This window comes from Geomonas paludis, from assembly GCF_014193585.1.
GTDB classification, from domain to species: Bacteria; Desulfobacterota; Desulfuromonadia; order Geobacterales; family Geobacteraceae; genus Geomonas; species Geomonas paludis.
Genome location: NZ_BLXY01000001.1, coordinates 44012 through 67343, shown reverse-complemented (window position 1 = coordinate 67343; position 23332 = coordinate 44012). Strand labels below are relative to the sequence as shown.

Annotated in this window: 23 protein-coding genes; 15 read left to right on the top strand and 8 right to left on the bottom strand. The window is 62.4% G+C overall.

The annotated features are described in order from the left end of the window. Nucleotides 1-149: 149 nt before the first annotated feature. The 3 genes from H7687_RS00320 to H7687_RS00310 all read right to left on the bottom strand — a co-directional run bounded on the left by H7687_RS00320 (nt 150) and on the right by H7687_RS00310 (nt 2713). Nucleotides 150-731: an RNA recognition motif domain-containing protein gene (locus H7687_RS00320; protein ID WP_183343925.1), complete on the bottom strand. Its 582-nt coding sequence runs from the start codon at nt 729-731 to the stop codon at nt 150-152. Between the two features lie 83 nt (nt 732-814). Continuing rightward, nucleotides 815-2017, bottom strand: coding sequence for a c-type heme family protein (locus H7687_RS00315; RefSeq protein WP_183343923.1), 1203 nt, complete (start codon nt 2015-2017; stop codon nt 815-817). A gap of 447 nt (nt 2018-2464) precedes the next feature. Then, on the bottom strand, nt 2465-2713 hold the full coding sequence (locus H7687_RS00310; protein ID WP_183343921.1) for a cytochrome c3 family protein: 249 nt from the start codon (nt 2711-2713) through the stop codon (nt 2465-2467). A gap of 207 nt (nt 2714-2920) precedes the next feature. On the opposite strand from H7687_RS00310, the gene H7687_RS00305 reads away from it, so the two are divergent. The 13 genes from H7687_RS00305 (at nt 2921) to H7687_RS00245 (ending at nt 15103) form a co-directional block, all read left to right on the top strand. Then, the gene (locus H7687_RS00305; RefSeq protein WP_183343919.1) at nt 2921-3694 is read left to right on the top strand and encodes a ParA family protein; all 774 of its coding nucleotides are present in this window, start codon (nt 2921-2923) and stop codon (nt 3692-3694) included. Further along, nucleotides 3687-4526 (top strand): ParB/RepB/Spo0J family partition protein, encoded by an 840-nt coding sequence (locus H7687_RS00300; protein ID WP_183343917.1) that lies wholly within the window; start codon nt 3687-3689, stop codon nt 4524-4526. Before H7687_RS00305 ends, H7687_RS00300 begins: the two co-directional genes overlap by 8 nt. Before the next feature lie 500 nt (nt 4527-5026). Then, nucleotides 5027-5452: a F0F1 ATP synthase subunit B family protein gene (locus tag H7687_RS00295; RefSeq protein WP_183343915.1), complete on the top strand. Its 426-nt coding sequence runs from the start codon at nt 5027-5029 to the stop codon at nt 5450-5452. A 7-nt stretch (nt 5453-5459) separates the two neighbouring features. Beyond that, the gene (locus tag H7687_RS00290; RefSeq protein WP_183345970.1) at nt 5460-6065 is read left to right on the top strand and encodes a F0F1 ATP synthase subunit B; all 606 of its coding nucleotides are present in this window, start codon (nt 5460-5462) and stop codon (nt 6063-6065) included. Then, the gene (gene atpH / locus H7687_RS00285) at nt 6062-6604 is read left to right on the top strand and encodes an ATP synthase F1 subunit delta (RefSeq protein WP_183343913.1); all 543 of its coding nucleotides are present in this window, start codon (nt 6062-6064) and stop codon (nt 6602-6604) included. The genes H7687_RS00290 and atpH overlap by 4 nt, the downstream gene beginning before the upstream one ends. 9 nt (nt 6605-6613) lie before the next feature. Then, entirely contained in the window at nt 6614-8122 is a 1509-nt protein-coding gene (gene atpA / locus H7687_RS00280) for a F0F1 ATP synthase subunit alpha (protein WP_183343911.1), read from the top strand. A 20-nt stretch (nt 8123-8142) separates the two neighbouring features. Next, complete coding sequence (gene atpG / locus H7687_RS00275; RefSeq protein WP_183343908.1) at nt 8143-9006, top strand: ATP synthase F1 subunit gamma; 864 nt, start codon at nt 8143-8145, stop codon at nt 9004-9006. Between the two features lie 51 nt (nt 9007-9057). Further along, nucleotides 9058-10470, top strand: coding sequence for a F0F1 ATP synthase subunit beta (gene atpD, locus H7687_RS00270; RefSeq protein ID WP_183343906.1), 1413 nt, complete (start codon nt 9058-9060; stop codon nt 10468-10470). Between the two features lie 92 nt (nt 10471-10562). Further along, nucleotides 10563-10979: a F0F1 ATP synthase subunit epsilon gene (locus H7687_RS00265; protein WP_183343904.1), complete on the top strand. Its 417-nt coding sequence runs from the start codon at nt 10563-10565 to the stop codon at nt 10977-10979. Nucleotides 10980-11176: 197 nt separating this feature from the next. Next, nucleotides 11177-12565, top strand: a complete 1389-nt coding sequence (locus H7687_RS00260; RefSeq protein ID WP_183343903.1) for an MATE family efflux transporter — start codon at nt 11177-11179, stop codon at nt 12563-12565. Between the two features lie 140 nt (nt 12566-12705). Beyond that, nucleotides 12706-13728, top strand: a complete 1023-nt coding sequence (locus tag H7687_RS00255) for a retropepsin-like aspartic protease family protein (protein WP_183343901.1) — start codon at nt 12706-12708, stop codon at nt 13726-13728. A gap of 92 nt (nt 13729-13820) precedes the next feature. Beyond that, a complete protein-coding gene (locus tag H7687_RS00250; RefSeq protein ID WP_183343899.1) occupies nt 13821-14819 on the top strand; it encodes a DMT family transporter in 999 nt (332 codons plus the stop codon). Further along, nucleotides 14816-15103, top strand: a complete 288-nt coding sequence (locus tag H7687_RS00245) for a hypothetical protein (RefSeq protein ID WP_183343897.1) — start codon at nt 14816-14818, stop codon at nt 15101-15103. Before H7687_RS00250 ends, H7687_RS00245 begins: the two co-directional genes overlap by 4 nt. Nucleotides 15104-15121: 18 nt before the next feature. On the opposite strand, the gene H7687_RS00240 is transcribed toward H7687_RS00245, so the two are convergent. From H7687_RS00240 to H7687_RS00220, 5 genes are read right to left on the bottom strand one after another with little or no spacing between them, the layout of a single operon-like run. Continuing rightward, on the bottom strand, nt 15122-16192 hold the full coding sequence (locus H7687_RS00240) for a protein-glutamate methylesterase/protein-glutamine glutaminase (RefSeq protein ID WP_183343896.1): 1071 nt from the start codon (nt 16190-16192) through the stop codon (nt 15122-15124). Further along, a complete protein-coding gene (locus H7687_RS00235; RefSeq protein ID WP_183343894.1) occupies nt 16189-17100 on the bottom strand; it encodes an HDOD domain-containing protein in 912 nt (303 codons plus the stop codon). Before H7687_RS00235 ends, H7687_RS00240 begins: the two co-directional genes overlap by 4 nt. A 10-nt stretch (nt 17101-17110) precedes the next feature. Next, nucleotides 17111-17983, bottom strand: a complete 873-nt coding sequence (locus H7687_RS00230; protein WP_183343892.1) for a CheR family methyltransferase — start codon at nt 17981-17983, stop codon at nt 17111-17113. Nucleotides 17984-17993: 10 nt separating this feature from the next. Beyond that, nucleotides 17994-19832 carry a chemotaxis protein CheA gene (locus H7687_RS00225; protein WP_183343890.1) on the bottom strand — a complete coding sequence of 613 codons (1839 nt, stop codon included), beginning with the start codon at nt 19830-19832 and terminating at the stop codon, nt 17994-17996. Between the two features lie 42 nt (nt 19833-19874). After that, nucleotides 19875-20372, bottom strand: a complete 498-nt coding sequence (locus H7687_RS00220; RefSeq protein ID WP_183343888.1) for a chemotaxis protein CheW — start codon at nt 20370-20372, stop codon at nt 19875-19877. Nucleotides 20373-20690: 318 nt separating this feature from the next. Here H7687_RS00220 and H7687_RS00215 point away from each other — a divergent pair, with 318 nt between their 5' ends. Both H7687_RS00215 and H7687_RS00210 read left to right on the top strand, forming a co-directional pair. Beyond that, nucleotides 20691-22097: a sigma-54-dependent transcriptional regulator gene (locus H7687_RS00215; protein WP_183343887.1), complete on the top strand. Its 1407-nt coding sequence runs from the start codon at nt 20691-20693 to the stop codon at nt 22095-22097. A gap of 11 nt (nt 22098-22108) precedes the next feature. Then, nucleotides 22109-22894, top strand: a complete 786-nt coding sequence (locus H7687_RS00210; protein ID WP_183343885.1) for a lytic transglycosylase domain-containing protein — start codon at nt 22109-22111, stop codon at nt 22892-22894. Nucleotides 22895-23332 lie beyond the last annotated feature (438 nt).

Below are 23332 nucleotides of genomic sequence, written 5' to 3'. Positions count from 1 at the left end.
AAGCTGGCGATGTTTCCCCTCGCCCTGCGGGAGAGGGTGGCCGAAGGCCGGGTGAGGGCGTTGCCTGTGAGTGAGATGTTGCCTGGTAGTGACGCCCTCACCCCGGCCCTCTCCCGGAGGGAGAGGGAGGAGTCAGAGGGATAGGGCTGTTAACGTTTTCCGGTTCTGCTGCCGGGCTTGGCGGCGCCGCCGGGACGCGATCCCGGTTTTGCACCAGCAGGCTTGGCAGCCCCTGCCGGTCGAGCCGCTCCGGCCTTGGCCGCCCCGGCCTTGGCTGCGGCGGGTCTGGTGCCGGCCGGTTTGGCGGCGGGACTTGTCGATGACTTGGCTGCGGGCTTAGCCGCCGGCTTTGATGCAGGCTTTGCAGGCGCTGCCGCTGCCGCCGCGGCTGCCTTCTTTGCCGCCGCCTTTTTCTCAGCGGCCTCAATCTGCCACCTGGGGACGCCCTTGGCGCCGCCACCGCCCGCCTTCATCTTCTGCGGGTTGGCGTAGGAGACGGTGATGTGCTTATCGATGAGCCAGGCGCCGTCCAGGGAGTCGATGGCATCCCGCGCCTCGGCCTCGGTGGACATCCTGACGTAGCCGCACCCCTTGAACTGGCCGGTTTCCGGATCCCTGATCAGGTGCATCGAGGTGACCGTGCCGGAAACGGCGAACAGCTTCTGCAACTCGTATTCGGTGACATCGTAGGACAGGCTGCCTACGTAAAGTTCTTTACCTGCTTTTGCCATGGAATCTAACTCTCCTTGATTTTGTCGGCACACTCTAGCACAACACGCGACGGCACGGCAAAACTTTCTCTCTCTCCGCTGCCTTAGCCGCCGTTACGCTCCCGGAGGATGGCGGTGTAGAGCGGCTCCCGGTCTGCCTTGGAGGCGGAAACGACCATTTCGACGGTGACCGGTTTTCCGGTCGCGCTGATCACCCGCTGCCGCGTGGTCTCCTCCTTGAACTCGCCTGGCTGCTCGATGCGCTGCCGCAGTTCTTCCCCCGCTTCCAGGAAATCGAAGATGGATTCACCCAGCAGCATCTGCCGGTTGCGGCCGAAGAGCGCCTCGGCCTTCTCGTTGACGATGACCATCTTGCCGTTCTTGAGGAAGGTGACCACCGCCGAGGCGGCCACCTCGATGAAGCGGCGGTAGCGCTCGTCCGCCTCGCGCGACTGGACCGTGCGGTGGGAGAGTTCCTCCATCATCTCGTTGAAGGCCGCGATGAGCATGCCGATCTCGTCGCGGCTTCTCTGTGGCAGTCTTTCCTGGTAGTTGCCGGTCCGGGTGACATCGATGATCCGGTCAGAGAGGGCCTTCACCGGCTGGATGATCTGCCGGCTCATGATGATGCCCATCACGACGGTGACGATGAGGAACACCAGCCCGCGGGCCAGCAGGTCGAGTTTGAAGTTCGCCCCCAGTTGGGCGTACAGGTCCTTGACCGGGATGCTCACCGAAACGGCGCCGATGACCTCGCCGACCTGGTAGTTGTAGGAATAGTGGCCGGGGGGGAAGCGCTTCTTGACGAAGTCCGGCGCGTGCTGATAGCTGCCGTGGCACCCCAGGCAGGAAGGGGTGGCGCGCATCGGCTGCAGGTAGCGGAAGAAGCTGGTGTCGCCGTTTTGTACGATGTCGTAGCTTTCCGCGGTGGGGTCCTTGATGAATTTCTGCAGTTGAGCGGTCTCGTATGCGTCCGGGCGGTTTTCCGGGTTGCGGTAGCGCAGCGACACCTGGCGCACGTAGAACTTGCTGTTCTGGGTGACGCGCTTGGCCACCTGGGTCGCCACCACCTGCGGCACCAGGTTGTAGTTCGTTTCCGGCTCGTTCTTCACCACCGACGACATGTACTCGCGGGTCTCGATGAGCTGTGTCGCGAAGCTGCGGGCGTTGTCCACGGCGAAGCGGATTACAAAGTCCTTCTGGCGCTGGTAGAGGAAGATGCCGGAGGCGAGCAGGAGCGCGATCAGGAGCAAAGACATCAGGCCGAAGAACTTGGTGCGGATGGAGAAATCTGCCGGGCGGGTCATGCATCCTCCTGGAATTCATAGCACTGAAGGGGAAATTATAGCGGAGGAGGGAGAAGGTGCAAGGGAATCGGTGAGTTATGCGGGTGGGGCAAGGCACCCTCACCCCGACCCTCTCCCGGAGGGCGAGGGGGAGACGGCAAAAGCCGGGTCAAAGTTTCGGAGCCTTCGTTCTCCCCCTCCCTTGACGGGAGGGGGCGGGGGGGTGGGTGAAGCCGCAAGAAGTGGGCAGTGATGGCACCTTACCCCACCCCCTAACCCCCTCCCGCAAGGGGAGGGGGGACCAAGGCAATAAAAAACCCTCTCCCTCTGGGAGAGGGGAGGGTGAGGGCGGTGCGTGATGCGTTGACGTGCCAGCCGGGAAAGAGGTGCCCGGCGGCGTCCCCAACGTAGAACCTAGAACGTAGAACGTAGAACGTAGAACGTAGAACGTAGAACGTAGAACGGCTTCTATTTTTTGTGGCACTCGAAGCAGATCTCTTCCGTCTCGCGCCGCTTGATCTGGGCGGCCTTGTCTTTGGGGATCCCCTTGCCCATCAGCTTCTCGCCCATCCTGTGGCAGTCGAAGCAGTTCCTTCCTTTCAGCGCCTTGTGCATCTTCACCATCGCCGGGTTCTTGCTATGACAGACGTTGCACTCGAAGCCATAGGCGGCGGGGGCGACAAGCAGCAGCGACAGGACCAAAAGCGTTTTCTTCATGCGGAGACTCCTTCCACGATATCGGGTTGCAGGCTTTAACAGCGCCGCCAGCATAAACCTCGGCTGGTCGAGGCGCCTTGACCAAAGTCAAGGAACGCGTTGCGCCCTTCTCTGAGAAAACACTTTTCATAGCTCCGGCAGTATGGTAATTTTCCCTGCTTTGCATTTTCGGCAACACTCGGATCATTCACAAATCGAGAAGAAACTATGGCTAAGATCATCTGTGTGGCGAATCAAAAGGGTGGGGTGGGCAAGACCACGACGGCCGTGAACCTGTCGGCCTCGCTGGCCGTGGCCGAGCGCCGCGTGCTCCTGGTGGACATGGATCCGCAGGGGAACGCCGGGAGCGGCGTGGGCGCCGACAAGGATGTCCTGGAAGAAAGCATCTACGACGCCCTGATCGACGACGTACCTGCGTCGCGCATCGTGCTCAAGACGGAACTCCCTTACCTGCACCTGTTGCCGGCAACGTCCGATCTCGCCGGCGCCGAGCTGGAACTGGTGAGCGTCACCGACCGCGAGCGGAAGCTGAAGAAGATCCTGACCTCGCTCTCCGACTCCTACGACTACATCTTCATCGACTGCCCTCCCTCGCTGAACCTCCTGACCATCAACGCGATGACCGCGGCGCATTCCGTACTCATTCCGCTGCAGTGCGAATTCTACGCCATGGAAGGGCTTTCGCAGATACTGAAGACCATCAACCTGATCCAGCAGGGGCTGAACACGTCGCTCTCCATCGAGGGGATCCTGCTCACCATGTTCGACGCCAGGAACAACCTGTCGCGCCAGGTCGGCGAGGAGATGCGCGCCCACTTCCCCAAGGAGACCCTGCAGACCGTGATCCCGAGGAACGTGAGGCTGTCCGAGGCGCCGTCGCACGGCAAGCCGATCTGCCTGTACGACATCACCTCCAAGGGGGCGACCAGCTACATGGATCTGGCCAAGGAACTCATCGCGCGCGAGGTGTCGCATGGTTAAGAAAATGGGTCTGGGCAAGGGGATGGGGGCGCTGCTCCCGGTCGTGGAGGATCACGGCAAGAAATACTTCTCCTGCCCCATCGAAGACATAAAGCCCAACAAGGAACAGCCCAGAAAGACCTTCGTCAACGAGAAACTCGAGGAGCTGGCGGCCTCCATCCGCGAGAAGGGGATCATCCAGCCCCTGGTGGTGGTCAAGAAGGCCGGCCACTACGAGCTGATCGCCGGCGAGCGGCGCTGGCGCGCCGCCCAGAAAGCGGGTCTCAGGGAAGTGCCGGTGGTCATCCAGGACGTCTCCGAGGAGACCGCCCTGGAGATGGCGCTCATCGAGAACATCCAGCGCGAGGACCTGAACGCGGTCGAGGAGGCCGAGGCCTACCACGCGCTCCTGGAGCGTTTCTCCCTGTCCCAGGAGGAGCTCGCCAAGCGGGTGGGCAAGGAGCGCTCCACCATCGCCAACGCGCTGCGTCTTTTGCGCCTCCCCGCCGAGATCAAGCGCGACGTGGCCGAGGACCGCATCTCCATGGGGCACGCCCGCGCCCTGTTGACCCTCGAGGACGTCGAGGAGCAGAAGGCGGTGCGCGACGAGATCGTCAAGGGGCACCTGTCGGTGCGCGAGACCGAGGCGCTGGTGAAGCGCAGGAAGGCGGGGCCGCCCAAGAAGGCCGCCAAGCCGTCGCTCGACCCGGACCAGAAGGACCTCGTCGACCGCATGCAGCGCCACTTCGCCGCCAAGGTCGCCCTGAAGCGTTCCGGGCGCGGCGGCAAGCTGGAGATCAGCTTCGGCGACATGAAGGAGCTGACCCGTATCGTGGAGCTGTTGAACCTGTAGGGGCGCGCGGCAGAAGGGACTGGCTCCGTCAGGTGCCTGTCCCTCTCGCGGAACGCTCCTTTCGGCTCAGCCACCTTCCCCAAGCACCAAGGGGACAGGCACCTGGCGGAGCCAGTCCCCTCCTTCGGGGGAGGGGGAATGAGACGACGCTTCTTCCTTTTTCCTCAGCACCACCTGCCGCACCTGTTTCAGATCCACCCCCGCAAGGGAAAGCAAATCGAACATCGTTCCAAATGTCATACACGATGCTGTCTACAAAACCCGCGCTAACACTCGGTTCACGCCCTTGTGACAGTTCCGCGGCACCCCGACTGGCACAGCTTCGACGCCTCAAAATACCGAAGTTAGGCCTTGTGTAAGTGTATACAATTCTTCACGCAAACGGATAAATCGCTTGACACAAAAAGCATTTATGTGATAGCAATCACCTGTTTTGCGCGGACCCATTCACAGTATGAAGGCGTATACGCCTTTAAAAATGTTCGAATAGAGGTGGTTTGGTGATCAATTTAGACATCGCATTTGTATTCCAGCTGGTGAACTTCCTGGTGCTGGTACTGCTCCTGAACGTCTTCCTCTACAAGCCGATCAGGAAACAGCTTGCCGACCGCGCCGCCCAGGTCAACGGGGCGAAGCAGAAAAGCGCCGAAGTCGACAGGGAAGTGCAGGAGAAGCTGGCCAGCTACGAGGCACGCATGCGCGAGATCCGCGCCGGCGCTGCCGACGAGCGTGGTGCCCTGAAGAAGGAGGCCCAGCAGCAGGAGGCCGCCATCCTCGACAAGGCGCGTGCCGAAGCTACCGAGTCCCTTTCCGCCATCAAGGCCAAGGTGGCCCAGGAGGCCGAAGAGGCGCGCCGCATGCTGACCGCAAGCGCCGAGACCCTGTCCTCCGAAATCTGCGAAAAAGTTCTCGGGAGGAGTCTCTAGCATGCATATGAACAAGAAGCTCATCGTTTCGTTCCTCACCGCAGGCGCGGTCATCGCCCTGGCCTCCCTCGGCTTCGCCCAGGAAGCAGCCGAGCACGCCGGCGCCGCGCACGAGGGCGGTCACCAGGCAGCCCAGATGAAGGACTTCATGTGGCGCTGCATCGACTTCGCCGCCCTGGTCGCCATCGCCGTCTGGGCCCTCAAGAAGGCCGACGTGAAAGGCACCCTGGCCGCACGCCGCGAAGGGATCGAGAAGACCCTGCAGGAAGCGGTCGCCGCCAAGGAAGCCGCCGAGAAGAAATTCGCCGAGTACTCCCAGCGCCTGGACCAGGCCAACCAGGAGATCGAGGTGATTTCCGCCAACATGAAGCGCGAGGGTGAGCTCGAGAAGGAGCGCATCATCGCCGAAGCCAAGGACGCCGCCGCCCGCATCAAGGCCCAGGCCGAGGCCGCAGCGGCCCAGGAAGTCCTCAAGGCGAAAGACGAGCTCCGCGCCGAGGCAGCACGCCTCGCGGTCGAGCTGGCCGAGCAGAAGATCAAGCAGAACATTGCAAAAGGCGACCAGGACAAGCTGGTGGGCGACTATATCTCCAAGGTGGTGACTCTACATTGAGTACTAACGCTATTGCCAAACGTTACGCCAAGGCACTCGTGCAGATTGGCTCGGAAGCAGGGAGCGTGGAAGGGTTCAACGGCGAACTGTCCCGCTTCAGCACTGTCCTGACCGACAGCCGCGAGCTTTCGGCTATCTTCGCCAACCCTGCCTACGGCATCGAAGAAAAGAAAGAGATCCTGAAGGACCTGGTGGCGAAACTCTCCATCTCCCCGATGATCTCCAACCTGATGATGCTCCTCCTCGAGCGCGGCCGCCTCTCGGTGCTGCCGCAGATCGCGGAGAACTACGGCGTCTTCGCCGACGAGCTCTCCGGCGTGATCAGGCCGACCCTTTCCTCCGGGCTGCCGCTGGACGCGGCCCAGGTCGAGGAGATCAAGGGCGCCCTGGCCAAGTCGACCGGGAAAAAGGTTGAACTCAAGGTTGTGGTTGATCCGTCGCTCATCGGCGGTGTGGTAACGCAGATCGGCGACAAGGTATTCGACGGATCGGTAAGGACTCAGTTAGCTAACATTCAGGATATATTACAGAAGGGGTGAGACGGTTCTATGGAAATCAAAGCGGAAGAAATCAGCGAGATTATCAGGAAGCAGATCAAGGAGTACGGCAAGGAAGTGGCGGTAGCCGAAACCGGCACCATCATCTCCATCGGTGACGGTATTGCCCGTATCCACGGTCTTGACAAGGCGATGGCAGGCGAGCTCCTCGAGTTCCCGCACGGCATCACCGGCATGTGCCTCAACCTCGAGGAAGACAACGTCGGCGCCGCGATCCTCGGTGAGTTCTCCGAGATCAAGGAAGGCGACAGCGTCAAGCGTACCGGCAGGATCGTCGAGGTCCCGGTAGGCCAGGCCCTGGTCGGCCGCGTGGTCAACGCTATCGGCCAGCCGATCGACGGCCTCGGCCCGATCAACACCGACACCTTCGGTAAGGTGGAAGTGAAGGCCCCCGGTATCGTCAAGCGTAAGTCGGTGCACCAGCCGATGCAGACCGGCCTCAAGGCGATCGACTCCATGGTTCCGATCGGGCGCGGCCAGCGCGAGCTGATCATCGGCGACCGCCAGACCGGCAAGACCGCCGTCGCGATCGACACCATCATCAACCAGAAGGGCGGCGACGTCGTCTGCATCTACGTCGCGATCGGCCAGAAGCGTTCCACGGTCGCCCAGGTTGTTTCCAAGCTCAAAGAGCACGGCGCCATGGACTACACCATCGTCGTCGCCGCTACCGCTTCCGAGCCGGCACCGCTGCAGTTCATCGCACCGTACACCGGCGTCACCATGGGTGAGTTCTTCCGCGACGCCGGCAAGCACGCCCTGATCATCTACGATGACCTCTCCAAACAGGCCGTCGCTTACCGCCAGCTCTCCCTGCTGCTCCGTCGTCCGCCGGGGCGCGAAGCTTACCCGGGCGACGTCTTCTACCTCCACAGCCGTCTCCTCGAGCGTGCGTGCAAGGTATCCGACGAGTGCGGCGCAGGCTCCCTGACCGCTCTGCCGGTCATCGAGACCCAGGCAGGTGACGTTTCGGCCTACATCCCGACCAACGTTATCTCCATCACCGACGGCCAGATCTACCTGGAGAGCGACCTGTTCTACTCCGGCGTACGCCCGGCCATCAACGTCGGTCTGTCCGTATCCCGCGTCGGCGGTTCCGCACAGCTGAAGTCCATGAAGCAGGTTGCCGGTACCCTCCGTCTGGCTCTCGCCCAGTACCGCGAGATGGCAGCGTTCGCACAGTTCGGCTCCGACCTCGACAAGGCCACCCAGATGCAGCTCGCTCGTGGTGCCCGCCTGGTCGAGATCCTCAAGCAGCCGCAGTACAAGCCGCTCTCCAACGAGAAGCAGGTTCTGGTCATCTTCGCCGCCAACAACGGCTACGTCGACGACTACCCGGTCAACTCGCTGGGCAAGTACGAGCAGGAACTCTACGCATTCTTCGACGCCAGGAAAGCGGACGTCCTCGCCACCCTGCGCGACAAGAAGGCCATCGACGACGACCTGAAAGCTCAGATCATCGCCGGCCTCGAAGAGTTCAAGAAGGAATTTACTGCCTAAACCAAGGACGGACTTAGCGAATGGCAAACCTTAAGAGCATCAAGAAACGGATCGTATCCGTAAAAAATACCCGGCAGATCACCAAGGCCATGAAAATGGTCTCGGCCGCCAAGCTGCGTCGCGCCCAGGAGAACGTGGTCGCGGCGCGCCCCTACGCGGGTAAGCTCGCGGAGGTGCTTGAGCGTCTCGCCAAGACCCAGGAGTCGGATGCCAATCCGCTCATGGTCAAGCGTGACGGCGGTCGTGCCCTCCTCGTGGTGGTGACCTCGGACCGCGGCCTGTGCGGCGGCTTCAACGCCAACCTCTCCAAGGCCGCCGACCGCTTCATGAAGGAGCGCAAGGGCGACTTCTCGGAAATGACCCTGATGACCATCGGCCGCAAGGGTTACGAGTTCCTGAGGAACCGTCACACGGTCCGCAAACATCACGGCAACATCTTCTCCACCCTCTCCTACCAGACCGCGGCGCTCGTTGCCGCCGAGCTGATCGAGGGGTACCTGGCGGAAGAATACGACGAAGTCTTCATCATCTACAACGCCTTCCGCTCCGTCATGAGCCAGGACATCACCCTGGAGCAGCTCCTGCCGATCGCGCCGAAGGCCGGTGCGGAAGAGGAAATCGGGACCGAGTACATCTACGAGCCGTCCAAGGGCGCGCTGCTCGATGAACTGCTCCCCAAGCACATCGAGGTCCAGGTCTTCAAGGCCCTCCTCGAGTCGGTGGCCTCCGAGCACGGCGCCAGGATGACGGCGATGGATGCGGCTTCCAAGAACGCCACCGAGATGATCGCCAAGCTGACCCTGATCTACAACAGGGCACGCCAGGCGGCCATTACCACCGAGCTGATGGAAATCATCTCCGGTGCTGAATCGATCAAGGGTTAACACTTATAAAAATATGTGGCCCTACCGGCCGCAAAAGGAAGAGGTTTAAACATGAGTCAGAACTTCGGAAAAATTTCGCAGGTCATCGGCGCAGTTATCGACGTCGAATTCGAGCCGGGCAAGCTCCCCCCGATCTACCAGGCTCTCAGGGTAACCAACCCCGCGATCGACGACCAGGAGTTCAACCTGGTTCTCGAAGTCGCACAGCACCTGGGCGAGAACGCCGTCAGGACCATCGCAATGGACGGTACCGACGGTCTGGTTCGTGGCCAGCAGGTCCTCGACACCGGCAAGCAGATCTCCGTTCCGGTCGGTCGCAAGACCCTGGGCCGCATCCTCAACGTCATCGGCGAGCCGGTTGACGAGATGGGTCCGGTAGGCAACGAGAAAGAGTACGGCATCCACCGCGAGGCGCCGCTCTTCGTGAACCAGTCCACCAAGGTCGAAGCGTTCACCACCGGCATCAAGGTCGTCGACCTGCTCGCACCGTACGCCAGGGGCGGCAAGATCGGCCTCTTCGGCGGCGCAGGCGTCGGCAAGACTGTTCTCATCATGGAGCTCATCAACAACATCGCCAAGCAGCACGGCGGCTTCTCCGTCTTCGCCGGCGTCGGCGAGCGTACCCGTGAAGGGAACGACCTCTGGATGGAAATGAAGGAGTCCGGCGTTCTCGACAAGGCCGCACTCGTGTACGGCCAGATGAACGAGCCTCCGGGGGCGCGTGCCCGCGTTGCTCTCTCCGCGCTCTCCATCGCAGAGTACTTCCGTGACGAGGAAGGCCAGGACGTGCTCCTCTTCGTCGACAACATCTTCCGCTTCACCCAGGCAGGTTCCGAGGTGTCCGCACTTCTGGGCCGTATCCCGAGCGCCGTCGGTTACCAGCCGACCCTGGCTACCGAGATGGGTGAGCTGCAGGAGCGCATCACCTCGACCACCAAGGGTTCCATCACCTCGGTTCAGGCGATCTACGTACCGGCCGACGACCTTACCGACCCGGCTCCGGCAACCGCCTTCGCCCACCTCGACGCGACCACGGTTCTTTCCCGTCAGATCGCCGAGCTCGGCATCTACCCGGCGGTGGACCCGCTCGACTCCACCTCCAGGATCCTCGACCCGCAGGTCATCGGCGAGGAGCACTACGGTGTAGCCCGTCAGGTTCAGTACGTACTCCAGAAGTACAAGGATCTCCAGGACATCATCGCGATTCTCGGTATGGACGAGCTTTCCGAAGAGGACAAGCTGGTCGTTGCCCGCGCCCGTAAGATCCAGAAGTTCCTCTCCCAGCCGTTCCACGTGGCAGAGGCCTTCACCGGCTCCCCGGGCAAGTACGTCGAGCTGAAAGACACCATCAAGGGCTTCCAGGAGATCATCGCCGGCAAGCACGACGACCTCCCGGAGCAGGCCTTCTACATGGTCGGCACCATCGAGGAAGCCATCGAGAAAGCTCAGAAGCTCGCGGTTTAATTAATCTGGTACGGCTAAAGGCCTAAGGAAGGGGACTGGCTCCGCCAGGTGCCTGTCCCCCTCTCCAACCGCCTTTGCCTCAAGAGGTTTATATGGCTGAAAAACTGAAGGTTGAACTGGTAACGCCGTACAAGAAGGTCATGTCCGAAGAAGTGGACGAGATCACCGCCACCGGTGCACTCGGCGAATTCGGCGTCCTTCCGGGCCACGCCCCCTTCCTCACCTCGCTGAAGATCGGCGAGCTGGCCTACAAGAAGGACGGCGTGCTGCACCACCTGGCGCTCAACTGGGGCTACTTCGAAGTGGAGAACGACCAGGTCACCGTACTGGTTGAGACCGCCGAGAGGGCCGACGAGATCGACCTGGAGCGTGCCAAGGCAGCCCTTGGGCGTGCCGAGACCGAGCTCAAGTCGCTCACCCCGGAAGACAAGAACTTCCGCATCTACCAGGCCGCTCTCGAGCGCGCCCTGATTAGGGTGCAGGTGGCCGGCAAGGCAGGCGGGCGCTAAGCGTCCGACACAGAAACAAATGAGAAGAGCGGCCCCGCCGCTCTTTTTTTTTGCCCGGAGGGCGTGTAAGCTTAAGGCTTTCCACAATGGACCGACCCGTCAGACCCGTCAGACCCGTCAGACCCGTCAGACCCGTCAGACCACTCCGACTAGTCAGACTAGTCAGACCAGCCGCAGTTGCATCACCGAGGAGCCCCATGCCGCAAAGCGGTCACGACCTGCTGAACCAACCCATCCCCGGCCTGATCCGCAAGATCGCGCTGCCGACCAGCGTGGGCTACTTCTTCAACACCATGTTCAACGTGGTGGACACCTTTTACGGCGGCCGCATCTCCACGGACGCCCTGGCTGCCCTGTCCCTCTCGTTCCCGGTCTTCTTCCTCATCATCGCCATCGGCGCCGGCATCTCCACGGGCGCCACCTCGCTCATCGGGCACGCCCTCGGCGCCGGAGACCGCGACGGGGCGCGCCACCTTGCCGGCCAGACCCTCTCGTTCGGTCTGCTGCACGGGCTCCTGCTCACCGCAATAGGCCTTGCCGGCGCCCGGTTCCTATTCGGCCTGTTGGGCGCCCACGGCACCGTGCTGGAACTGGCCCTGCAGTACATGGACTGCATCTTCACCGGCAGCGTCTTCTTCCTGGTCAACTACGTCCTGAACGCCATCCTCAACGCCACCGGCGACAGCCGCAGCTTCCGCAACTACCTGGTGCTCGGCTTCTTCCTGAACCTCGCCTTCGACCCCTGGTTCATGTACGGCGGTCTTGGCATTCCCGCCATGGGGCTGCCCGGCATCGCCTGGGCCACCGTGTTGGTCCAGGCCATCGGCAACTGCTACATGCTGATGCGGGTCAGGCAGTCCGGCATGCTCAGGCACTTCCGCCTGCCCGAGCTGGTTCCGGACCGGCGCGCCTACTTCCAGCTCGCCAAGCTGGGCTTCCCGTCCAGCCTCAACATGATGACCGTCGCCATCGGCATCTTCGTCATCACCCGCTTCGTGGCCCGCTTCGGCAGCGACGCGGTCGCGGCCTACGGCATCGGCACCCGCATCGAGCAGATCGCCCTGCTGCCGGTCATGGGGATGAACGTGGCCACCCTGGCGCTGGTGGCGCAAAACGCGGGCGCGCGCCAGATGGAGCGCGTGGTGCAGACCATACGCACCTCGCTGCGGGCCGGCATGATCCTGATGAGTTTCGGCACCGCCGCCGTCTTCCTCGCGGCACGACCACTCATGTCGTTCTTCACCAAGGATCCCGTGGTCATCGACATCGGGGTGCACTACCTGCACATCGAGGCATTCGTCTTCACCGCCTACGTCATCCTCTACACCAGCGTCTCCGTGCTGCAGGGGCTCAAGCGTCCGGTCTTCCCGCTAGTGATCGGCCTCGCTCGGCAGATCGTTTTCCCGATCCCGGTGTTCTACCTCCTGGCGGACCTGCTCGGCTGGGGACTTACCGGCATCTGGTGCGGCATCCTGCTGGTGACCTGGGGCGCCGCCTGCGTCATCCTGCTCTACGTCCTGCGTCTCGCCACCACCATGGACGGCGCCGCCGCGGTGGTGCCGGAGGCGGGGGAGGAGAGCCGCTGACCCTCAAACCTGAGAGCCGCGGCAATTTTCCGTTACCTCACCCACAACTGCAGACGGGATGCCCATAATACGTTAGAATTTCCTGTCGTTGCCAAACAGCTGCCATGCGTCGCGGACTCGTGCTGCCGTGGGGAATCGCTATGGATCTCGAGCATCTGTGCAGGGGGATAAAGGAAAGGGTCGCGCTTGAACTGCGGGAAAGCAGCGATGCCGCCACCAGGCACGAGTTGCTGATCGCGGCGCTCTGTGATGTGGAGCGCATCGTTTTCCCAGCCTTGGGGCGGGCCGAGGGGGGGCAGGGCTATGGCCGCCTGCAGGATATGGTCATGGACCTGGTCAGTTCCATAGCCATCCCCCTGATCAAGGAAGGGGATGGCCGTGCCGGGGCCGCAGTCGCCAAGCTTGCCGAGGTGTGCCCGGATGCCCTGATCGGCAGGAAGCTGGCCGGCTATGCGCGGGAACTGGCCGTACGGCAGGCCGGCCGTGACGGGCAGGCATCGCCGGCCAGGACCATGGCCGGGTTGGCAGGGCTTTTGGTGGTGGCGGGGCTCATGTTTTACCTGCTCTGGCCCTACGGCGCCAGCGAGCAGGCCCAGCTGGCCCAGGCGCAGCAGATCGCGGACGAGGTCGAGCCCAAGGGGCAGCCGCTGCCCCAGGGCGCCGTGCCGGCGCCCGCGGAGCAGGAGTGGGAAGGAGAGCAGAAGGGGAGGGGGGAACAGCTCTCCCAGCGCCAGGAACGGTCGGCCGTCGCGCTGCCGGCTGCCCCCGCCGGCGATGTCGTCACCAAGGTGCGCGTGGTGGACAACCAGGTGCTGGTCCCAGTGACCGTGAAGCACGGCGGCCAGGCGGTCCGGCTGGAACTGATCCTCGACACCGGCGCCACCAGGACGGCACTGCACGAAAGTGTTGCCAACAGGCTCCCCATTGATTTACGCTCTGCCGCGAATGCGCAGGCGGAGCTGGCCGACGGCCGGGTGGTGCGCTCAAAGATCGTCCGCGTTGACGCCGTGACCGTTGGCCCCTGTGCCCGCGGCCCGATGGAGGTGGAACTGATCTCCTACAGCGGCAGCTCCGGCATGCACGACGGCCTGCTCGGGATGGATTTCCTGCGCAAGTACCGCTACCAGATCGACATGGAACATGAAGTGATCCGCTGGTTCTGACGGACCGCGGTTGGAGGGGAAGTGAGCAGGGGAAGAAGTTTGGGTAGAGGTGCAGCGCTTCGTCGCGTAGGCCTCGGCGAGGTGCTTGCAGCATGAGTGGCAATCTGAGATCGGTATATCTGAAGCTGGTGCTGACCACCTTTTTCTGGGGCGGCACCTTCGTCGCGGCGCGTCTGGCGGTAAAAGAGGCGCCTCCTTTCTTTTCCGCCAGCAGCCGCTTCTCCATAGCTGGAATCTGCCTGATCGCGCTCACCGCCTGGTACGCCGCCAAAGAGGGGAAACCCTTCCCGGTGCCCAAGAATGTGCGGGAGCTTGCCCTCCTCTTCAGCCTGGGCGTTACCGGCATCTTCTGCTACAACGCCGTCTTTTTCACCGGCCTCAAGCTGACCACCGCCACCAGCGGTGCGCTCATCGTCGCCATCAACCCCCTCCTCACGGCCGTACTGTCGGCGCTTTGGCTCAGGGAACGGGTCACCCCTACCCAAGCCGTCGGCCTGCTGGTCTCGCTCCTGGGGGTCGCGGTGGTCATCTCCAAGGGCTCGTGGGCCGTCCTCGCCAACTTCGCGTTCAACAAGGGGGACCTCATCATGCTGGGCGCACCGCTGTGCTGGGCGCTCTATTCCATCCTCGGCAAGAAGGCGCTGGCGACGTTCACGCCGCTGGCCGCCACAGCCTACGCCGCCCTGTTCGGGACCATGCTCCTGGTGCCCGCGGCACTGGTTGAGCACGCCGTCGCCGGCGGCCCCATCCCTTCCTTCACCCTGGTGGGATGGCTCGCCATCCTGCAATTGGCACTGCTCGGAACGGTGGTGGGTTTCGTCTGGTGGTACCAGGGAGTCGGGCGGATCGGTGCGTCGCGCGCCGCCGTCTTCGTCAACCTGGTGCCGTTCTTCGGGGCGCTGCAGGCCGCGCTCTTTCTCGGGGAAAGGGTGGTGCTGCCGCAGCTCGTGGGGGGCATGCTGGTGGTCGCCGGGGTCTACCTGGGGAGCCGAATCAAGGTGCAGCCGGACGGGAAGGATCCACAGCGGGTGCCGGGCGACGGTGTGGGAAATACCGTGGCAGGCGCCGGGCAAGGCGAGGCGAAAGCATGAAAAGAACGTTGAGAACCCTGGAGCTCATCTGGCGCACGGTCCTGCCACCCCGTGGCGGCGCGCCACAGCCGACGCAGCCTGGCGAGGTAAGGTCCTGCGAGCCGGAGGATATCGGGAGGGGAATGGGGCTCTACCTGGATAGCAAGGGTGAGTTGCGGCTGTTCGTGCCGCAGTGCCGTCCGCTGGCGGCGTCAGTGGTCCTGTTCAGATTGAAACGGCAGGGGTTTTCGCGCTGCAGCGTGGAGGAGAGTGAAGGGGGACTCCTGATCCGTGCGCAACGCTGACGGACCAGGAGCCGGTTGTCAACCTATCTTGCCGATCTCGAAGCCTATCTGGTCCAGCGGAAGCACCACGTCGGCCACCTTGCCGTCGATGCAGGCCCGCGGCATGCCGTAGATGGTGGAGGTCGCCTCGTTCTGCACCAGCGTAATGCCCCCCTTTTCCTTCAGGTGCTTCATCCCCTTGAACCCGTCGTTCCCCATCCCGGTCAGGATAACCCCCAGCATGGCGCCGTTACTGGCGTCCGCCATGGAGGTGATCATCTGGTCCACGGAAGGGATGTAGATGTACTGCGGGAAGTCGCTGGTGGGCTGGGTCCGCACCACGATGTTGCTCCCCTGCTTGACCAGGCTGGTGTGCATCCCACCCGGGGCGATCAGCACCTGGCCTCCCTTGACGATGTCGCCGTCAACCGCTTCCCTGATCGACAACGAACACTTGGCGTTGAGCCTTTCCGCGTAGGGGCCCGTGAAGGCCTTGGGCATGTGGATGGCGACCACGATGCCGTGCGGGAAATTGACCGGGATGCGGGAGATGACCTCCTGAAGCGCGACCGGTCCGCCGGTGGAGGCGCCGATGCCGACGCAGCCGACGCGGCGGTTGGCGAACTGGGACGGGCGCACCTGTACCGGCGGCGCCACGCGCTGTACCAGGCCGATGCCGGCGCGCCTTGGTATGGCTGAAACCGCCGCCTCGCGTACCTTTTCCAGGAGCGCGGCCTGGAACATGGCCTGGGCGTCCTTGCAGTCGCTGACGTTCTTGGGGACGTAGTCGATGGCACCCGCTTCGAGCGCCTCGAAGGTGGCCCGCGCCCCTTCGCAGGTCAGGGTGGAGACCATGAGCACCCGGGTGGGCTGCTTGGCCATGATCTGCTTCAGGGCCGCGATGCCGTCCATGCGCGGCATCTCCACGTCCATGGTGATCAGGTCCGGCTTCAGGGCCAGGGCCTTTTCCACCCCTTCCATGCCGTCGGCCGCGATGCCGACGATCTCCACGCCGGGGGCCTTGGTGAGGATGCCGCGGATCGCCATCCTCATGAAGGAGGAGTCGTCGACGATCAGTACCTTCAGTTTGCTCGAAGTTGCGGGGATCATGACGGTTCTTTGGCTCCTATGCCTTGGAAGATCGATTTGACCATGTCCTGGATCTCGGGGACGCGGTCGTCCAGTTCGTAGCAGAAGCGCTCCACGTCGAGGTCGGCGAGGTTGGGCGCGTAGGACTTGAGGATGGCCCACGCCTTTTCCTCGGCGAGGTTGAAGGTGACCCAGGAGCTCCCGCCGTAGTCGAGCTGGCGCACGGAGCAGAACAGGTCGGCCAGGTTGACAATGGCGCACAGGGTCGGGTCGAGCACGGCCTGATCCGGGTCGTGGTGCAGTCCGATCACCTCGCAGTAGTCAGCCGGGAAATTCCATTTCTTGGCGATGCACAGGCCGATCTCGCTGTGTGAGGTCCCCAGGTACTCCGCCTCCTTCTCGACCAGGCGGAAGGGCTGCCCCTTCACGGACTCGAGCAGGGCGCGGAAGGCATCCTGGCGGTAGTAGGAGAGGAACACCTCGCCGATGTCGTGCACGATGCCGACCAGGTAGGCCTTCTCGGTATCGGGGTAGCGCACTCGCTGGGCGATGATCTTGGCAACTACGCCGACGCCGAAGGAGTGCTCCCAGAAACTGCGCACGTCGAAGATGCCGTCCCGCCCCTCGAAGACGTCGACGAAGGAGCAGGTGAAGGCCAGCTCGCGGATGTGACGGAAGCCCAGGTAGATCAGGGCCCTTTTCACCGACTTTATCTCGTTGGCGGGCTTGTACAGCGGCGAGTTGACCATCTTGATGACCCGGGCCGCCAGGACCTGGTCGGCCAGGATCATGTCGGCGACCTCGTCCAGCTCGACGCCGGGGCGGTCCAGAAGCTCGATCACCCGGGTGGCCACGTGCGGGATGGTGGGGAGGTCAACGAAGCTCTCGACCATCTCCTCGGCAGTCTGCATCATGGCTGCTTTTTCCATTGCATCATCCTCACTTGTTGTAGGTGAACCCGCCCGGGAAGTGTACGGTCTTGAATTTGTCGTTCACCCCGTGCAGCGACTCGGACTGCCCCACGAAGAAGTAGCCATACGGCTGCAGGTTGTTGTAGAAGTGCTGCACTACCTTGCTCTTCGAGGAGGTATCGAAGTAGATGAGCACGTTGGCGCAGAAGATGAAATCGAAGCTCTTCATGAAGAGCATCTTGTTGTCGTCGTAGAGGTTCAGCTGGCTGAAGGTGGCCAGCTTCTTGACCTCGGGGGAGAGCACGAACCGACCCGGGCTTTCCTCCTTGAAATACTTCTTCAGGTAGTAGTCCGGCGTGTTGCGCACCGAGTAGCTGTTGTAGACCCCCTCGCGCGCCTGGGCCAGCACGGTCTCGTTGATGTCGGTCCCCACGATCTCGATGATCCAGTCCTTCAAGAGCGTGGCGCGCTTTTCCAGGAGGATCATGGCCATGGTGTAGGCCTCCTCACCGGAGGAGGAGCCGGCGCTCCAGATGCGCAGCTTCTTGAACCCGATCTTCCCCTTGGTGCCGATGATCTCCGGGAGGAACTTGTTCTCCAGCGCGTTCAACTGGGGCATGTTCCTGAAGAAACAGGTCTCGTTGGTGGTGATCTCGTCGAGGAGCTTGCTCAGTTCGTTCCTGCCGGTGGCCGGGCTGCGCACGAACTGGTAGTAGTCCGCATGGGTCTTGCAGCCGGTCCCTTCCATCCTGCGCGCCAGCCGGCTTTCCAGGAAGTACTTCTTGCTGCTGTGGAAGTAGATGCCGCAGACGTTGTATATGTAATCCCGAAGCTGCTCGAAATCCTTGTCGGAAATCTTCGGGGCGCTTTTAGCGTCAAATGGTTTCGTGTCTAATGCCATTATCGCCCCCTCAGGCTGCCCCACCGACCAGACCGATCGGATCCACAATTAACGCCACCCTGCCGTCTCCCATGATGGTCGAACCACCGATCCCCGGGAGATTGGACAGGAACTTGCCCAGCGACTTGATGGCAACCTCCTGTTGCCCCAACAGCCTGGTGACGATCAGGCCGATCCTCTTCTCCGCGACCCCCACGATGACCACGTAGCAGGTGTCCCGGTCGGTGTAGACCTCGTTGCACCCGAAGGTCTGCTGCAGCCGGAGCAGCGGGAGCACCGAGTCCCTGAGCTTCAGCACCTCCTGCCCGCCGATCATGTGGAATTCCTTCTTGCTGACCCGCATGGTCTCGATGACCGAGGCGAGCGGGATCGAGTAGACCTCCTTCTCGACCTCGACCAGCAGGGACTGGATGATGGCCAGCGTGAGCGGCAGCTTCAGGATGAACTCGCTGCCGTGCCCCACTTCGTTCTTGATCTCGATGATGCCGTTGAGCTTCCGGATGTTGGTGCGCACCACGTCCATGCCGACGCCGCGCCCGGAAAGGTCGGTGGTCTGCTCCTTGGTGGAGAAGCCGGGGAGGAAGATCAGGTCGAGAATTTCGCGGGTCCCCATGGCGGCGACCTGCTCGTCGGTGACCAGCCCCTTGTCCAGCGCCTTTTTCGCGATCTTGTCGGGGTCGATGCCCCGGCCGTTGTCCTTGATGCTGATGACGATCTGGTTCCCCTCGTGGGCGGCGGAGAGCACCACGGTGCCGTTGCGCTCCTTGCCGGCGGCCAGGCGCTGCTCCGGGGTCTCCAGGCCGTGGTCCAGGGCGTTCCTGATCAGGTGGATCAAAGGATCGCCGATCTCGTCGACCACCGAGCGGTCCAGTTCGGTCTCCTCGCCGTAGATGACCAGGTCGACCTCCTTGCCCAGGTCGCGCGCCAGGTTGCGGACGATGCGCGGGAACTTCTTGAAGACCTTCTCCACCGGGAGCATGCGCATCTTGAGGACCTGCATCTGCAGTTCCGAGGTGACGAAGTTGAGCCGCTTGGAGAGCTTGCCGAAATCGTCGCCGAATTCGGCGGGGTTGAGCCCGGTCTGGTAGTCGCTGTGCAGCTGGATCATGCGGTTACGCTCCAGCACCAGTTCGCCCACCTGGTTCATCAGGTCGTCCAGACGCTTCACGTCCACCCTGACCGTCGAGTTGTCGGCGAGATCGTCGCCGCCCCCCTTGGCGGGCGCCTTCTGGGGCTCCTTGACCGGCTGGGGCTTGGGCTGCGGCGCGGGCGCCACCTGCTGGGACGCGGCCGGCTCGGCCTTGGCCTCCGCCTTGGGCTCCTGCGGGGCCGGCTGCGCGGCCTGCGCTGCTGCGGTCGGTTCGGGCTCTGCCGCCGGCGCCGGTGTTTCGGCAGGGGCGGCCGCCTTCTCTTCCTTGGGGGCGAAGACGGGGGCCAGCACGGTCGCTTCCACGGCGTTCTCGGAGAGGAAGGGGATCAGTTTGCCTATGGTCCCCTCCAGGTCCCTCTCGATGATGTCGCCCCCCTTGATGTCGGCCACCAGGGTCTTCACGAGGTCGACCGCCTCCAGGATCACGTCCATGATCTCGGGGGTGAGGGTCAGTTCCAGCTTCCTGAGCCGGTTCAGGACGTCCTCGGTCTTGTGCGTGACCTTGACGAGCATGTCGAACCCAAGGAAGCTGGACGCCCCCTTGACCGTGTGGATGGACCGGAAGATCCGGTTCATGAGGTCGGCGTCTTCCGGGCTCTTTTCGAGAGAGATCAGGTCGTCGTCAAGTTTTTCCAGGAGCTCGGTGGTCTCGGCTAAAAAGCCGTCCAGTAGCTCCTGATCTTCGCAGTCTATGGCCATGTTGTGCTCCGGAAAGGGGGACCGTTTCCCCCCGTTGGTGCCTTACGCTACGTTGCTGAACAGTCTTCTTTCGTCGGCGGAGAACATCTTCTCCAGGTCGAGCAGGACCAGCAGGCGCTCGGCCTGGTTGATGACGCCGGCCATGCACTCCTGCTCGATGCCGCTGGAGACCACCGGGGGCGGCGGCTGGATCTCCTTCTCGGAGATGCGGATCACCTCGGAGACCTCGTCCACGATGAACCCCATCAGCTCGCCCACCACTTCCATCACCATGATGCGGGTGCGTTTGTCGTAGTCGCTGTCCATCAGGTCGAACTTCTTGCGCAGGTTGATGATCGGGATGACCTTGCCGCGCAGGTTGATGACCCCCTCGACGTAGTGGGGGGTGTTGGGCACCCGGGTGATGTTGAGCATCCGGATGATCTCGCGCACCATCAGGACGTTGATGCCGTACTCTTCTTTCTCGAGGTTGAAGCTTACCAACTGGATCAACTCCCCCCCGTACTCTTCGCTCTTTACCTTGGTGAGTGCGGTCTCCATGGACCCTCCCTCTACGGTGTAATCGAGGCCGACACGCGGTGCCGGCCCTACTGAACCCTAATCGGCCGGGTATGACAAAGGTTGAATATTTTTTTCCTCTAACGCAAGATCGCTGCCAGCGGCGCGAACCCCCGTCCAGGGCGGCTGAAGCCCCCGGGGCGTGGGGCGTTGCGAGGTGTCGGGCAAAAAATTGACAGGCATGATATTTAGCCCAAGTCATTTAATTGACATTGCGTCGAGAACTCGCTATAGTTTCGGACGTTGACCGTTTTTGTATCGGCTTAAATCTCAGCAACTTTAACCGAAATCGGGGAAACGATGGAAACGCCGAAAATACTGATCGCAGATGATGACAAGAAGACGCGGGACTTTGTGGCCGCCTTCCTGAGCTACAAAGGGTACCAGGTCTACCAGGCCTTCGACGGGCAGGACGCCCTGCAGAAGATCGAGATGCACGACGTGCAGATGGTCATCACCGATATCATGATGCCGCGGGTGAACGGTCTGGAGTTCATCCGGCAGCTCAAGTCGCTCCGCCCGGAGATAGTCACCATAGCCTACAGCGCCTTCGCCAACAACGAGATGACCGCCAATCTCCTCAAGGCGGGGGCGTTTTTCTATCTGGAAAAGCCCTTCAACCTCGAAGAGCTGGAGACCCACGTCAAGCGCGGCCTGGAGCACCAGGCGCTGCAGAGCAAGAGTTTCCGGTCCAAGCCTTGCATAAAGAACAGGGCGCTCTTGAACAACATCATCGGGGAAAGCGAAAAAATGCTCTCGCTTTTCGAGATGATCGAGAAGGTGGCCACCTCCGACTCCACCGTGCTGATCCAGGGCGAGTCGGGGACCGGCAAGGAACTGGTGGCGCGCGCCATCCACGACCTCTCCAACCGCTCCGACAAGAACTTCGTGGCGCTCAACTGTGCCGCCATTCCTGACGAGCTTCTGGAGAGCGAGCTGTTCGGCCACGTCAAGGGCTCCTTCACCGGCGCCGTAGCCACCCGCGTCGGGCGCTTCGAGATGGCCGACAAGGGGACCCTGTTCCTGGACGAGATCGGGGACATGAAGGCGAACCTGCAGGTGAAACTTCTGCGCGTGCTGCAGAGCCGGGAACTGGAGCCGGTGGGCTCCACCCGCTCCAAGAAGGTCGACGTCAGGATCATCGCCGCGACCAACCAGAACCTGGACGGCATGGTGGCCTCCAAGGAGTTCCGCGAGGATCTCTACTACCGGCTCTCCGTGATCCCGATCATGCTGCCGCCGCTGCGCGAGCGCGGGGCGGACATCCCGCTTCTGTTGAACAGCTTCCTGGAGAAGTTCAACCGGAGCAAGCAGCGCAAGGTTCAGGGTTTTGACAAGCAGGTCATGGAGACCCTGGGGAGCTACGACTGGCCCGGCAACGTGCGCGAGTTGGAGAACCTGGTGGAGCGCCTGGTCATCATCAAGGGGACCGGCGTGATCAACATCCACGACCTCCCCGAGAAGTACCGCGGCGGCCGCAGCATCCCCGTGGTGCACGGCGAGCACATGATCAACCTTCCCGACGACGGTTTCTGTCTGAACAGCGCCGTCGAGGAATTCGAGAACCGGTTGATCATGCAGGCCCTTGAGAAGAGCGGCGGCAACAAGAAAGAGGCTGCCGAGCTCCTGAACCTGAAGCGCACCACGCTGATCGAGAAGTTGAAGAAGAAGAAACTGGTTTACGGGGAGACTACGCTTTCCCCGTAAGAGGGGAGCATATGTCGATCAATCCGATAACCACGGCTCCGGGGAACGTGGAAGGGGCTAAAAAGCCCACCGCCGCCTCCGGTGCGCCGGCAGTACCGTTCCAGGAGATGCTGGACAAAGGCGGTGCGCGCATCCAGGTGACGCCGCAGGCCGCAGCCGAGGCGCTCAGGCTGAAGATGCTCAGTTCCGCCCTGGCCATTGGCGGTGACGCGGCCGCGCCGGCCCCGTCCACTGCCAACGTCAACGTGCAGGGGTTGTTGAACCGGTTTCTCGAGCAGCTCCCCGCCGGCGGCAGCGCGGTGGCCGGGACCCATGAGGTTGCCGCCGAGCAGGGGCCCGAGGCCGCCTTCCAGGCCCAGCAGTCGAATTTTCAGGCCGGCCAATTGCCGGTTGTTCCCGGGGTCGCCGACGACGGCGGTACCGACGCCATCATCCAGCGGGCGAGCCAGCGTTACGGCGTGGACAGCGGCTTGATCCGGGCCGTCATCAAGGCCGAGAGCAATTTCAACCCGCGTGCCGTCAGTTCCGCCGGGGCCCAGGGGTTGATGCAATTGATGCCCGCCACCGCGCGTGGGCTGGGCGTCACCGATTCCTTCGACCCCGAGCAGAACATCATGGCCGGCACCAGGTTTTTGAAGGACATGCTGCGCCGTTACAACGGCAACGTCGATGAAGCCTTGGCCGCGTACAACTGGGGTCCCGGCAACGTCGACCGTCACGGAACCGACACCCTTCCCCGCGAGACCCGGACTTATCTGGCCAGGGTCAAAAGTTACTACGCCCAGTACCTGGCGTAGAGGCAGGTTGAGGTTGAGCTACAGGCAAAGCAAAAGCCTCCGCACCTTCCCGATAACGGGGGCAAAAACTGTATGAAATCATTCGTTAGTTAGTTAGATCGACAATTTAACTATTCAAAAGTTTTCATACTGTATGAAAACAACATGAAAAATGGCCTCCCAATACCTGGGGGGCCATTTTTTGTATGAAAACAGTCGACGGACGCAGGGTTGTAAGCAGAGTGCACGGCTCTTCAGGGGGTCCCGTGGGGGACGCCATAACCGTCCCCCCCCCCCCCGACGGGGGGCTCCTTGCGGCAGTGAATCCCAACTTTGCTCCAGAAGTTGATATTCGCCCTGGCTGCCATGACCGGGTCTCCAATTATGGTCTCGAACCACGGATTTCCGCTTGCACTGATGCGAACTATGTTCTAAGGTNCCCCCCCCCCCCCGACGGGG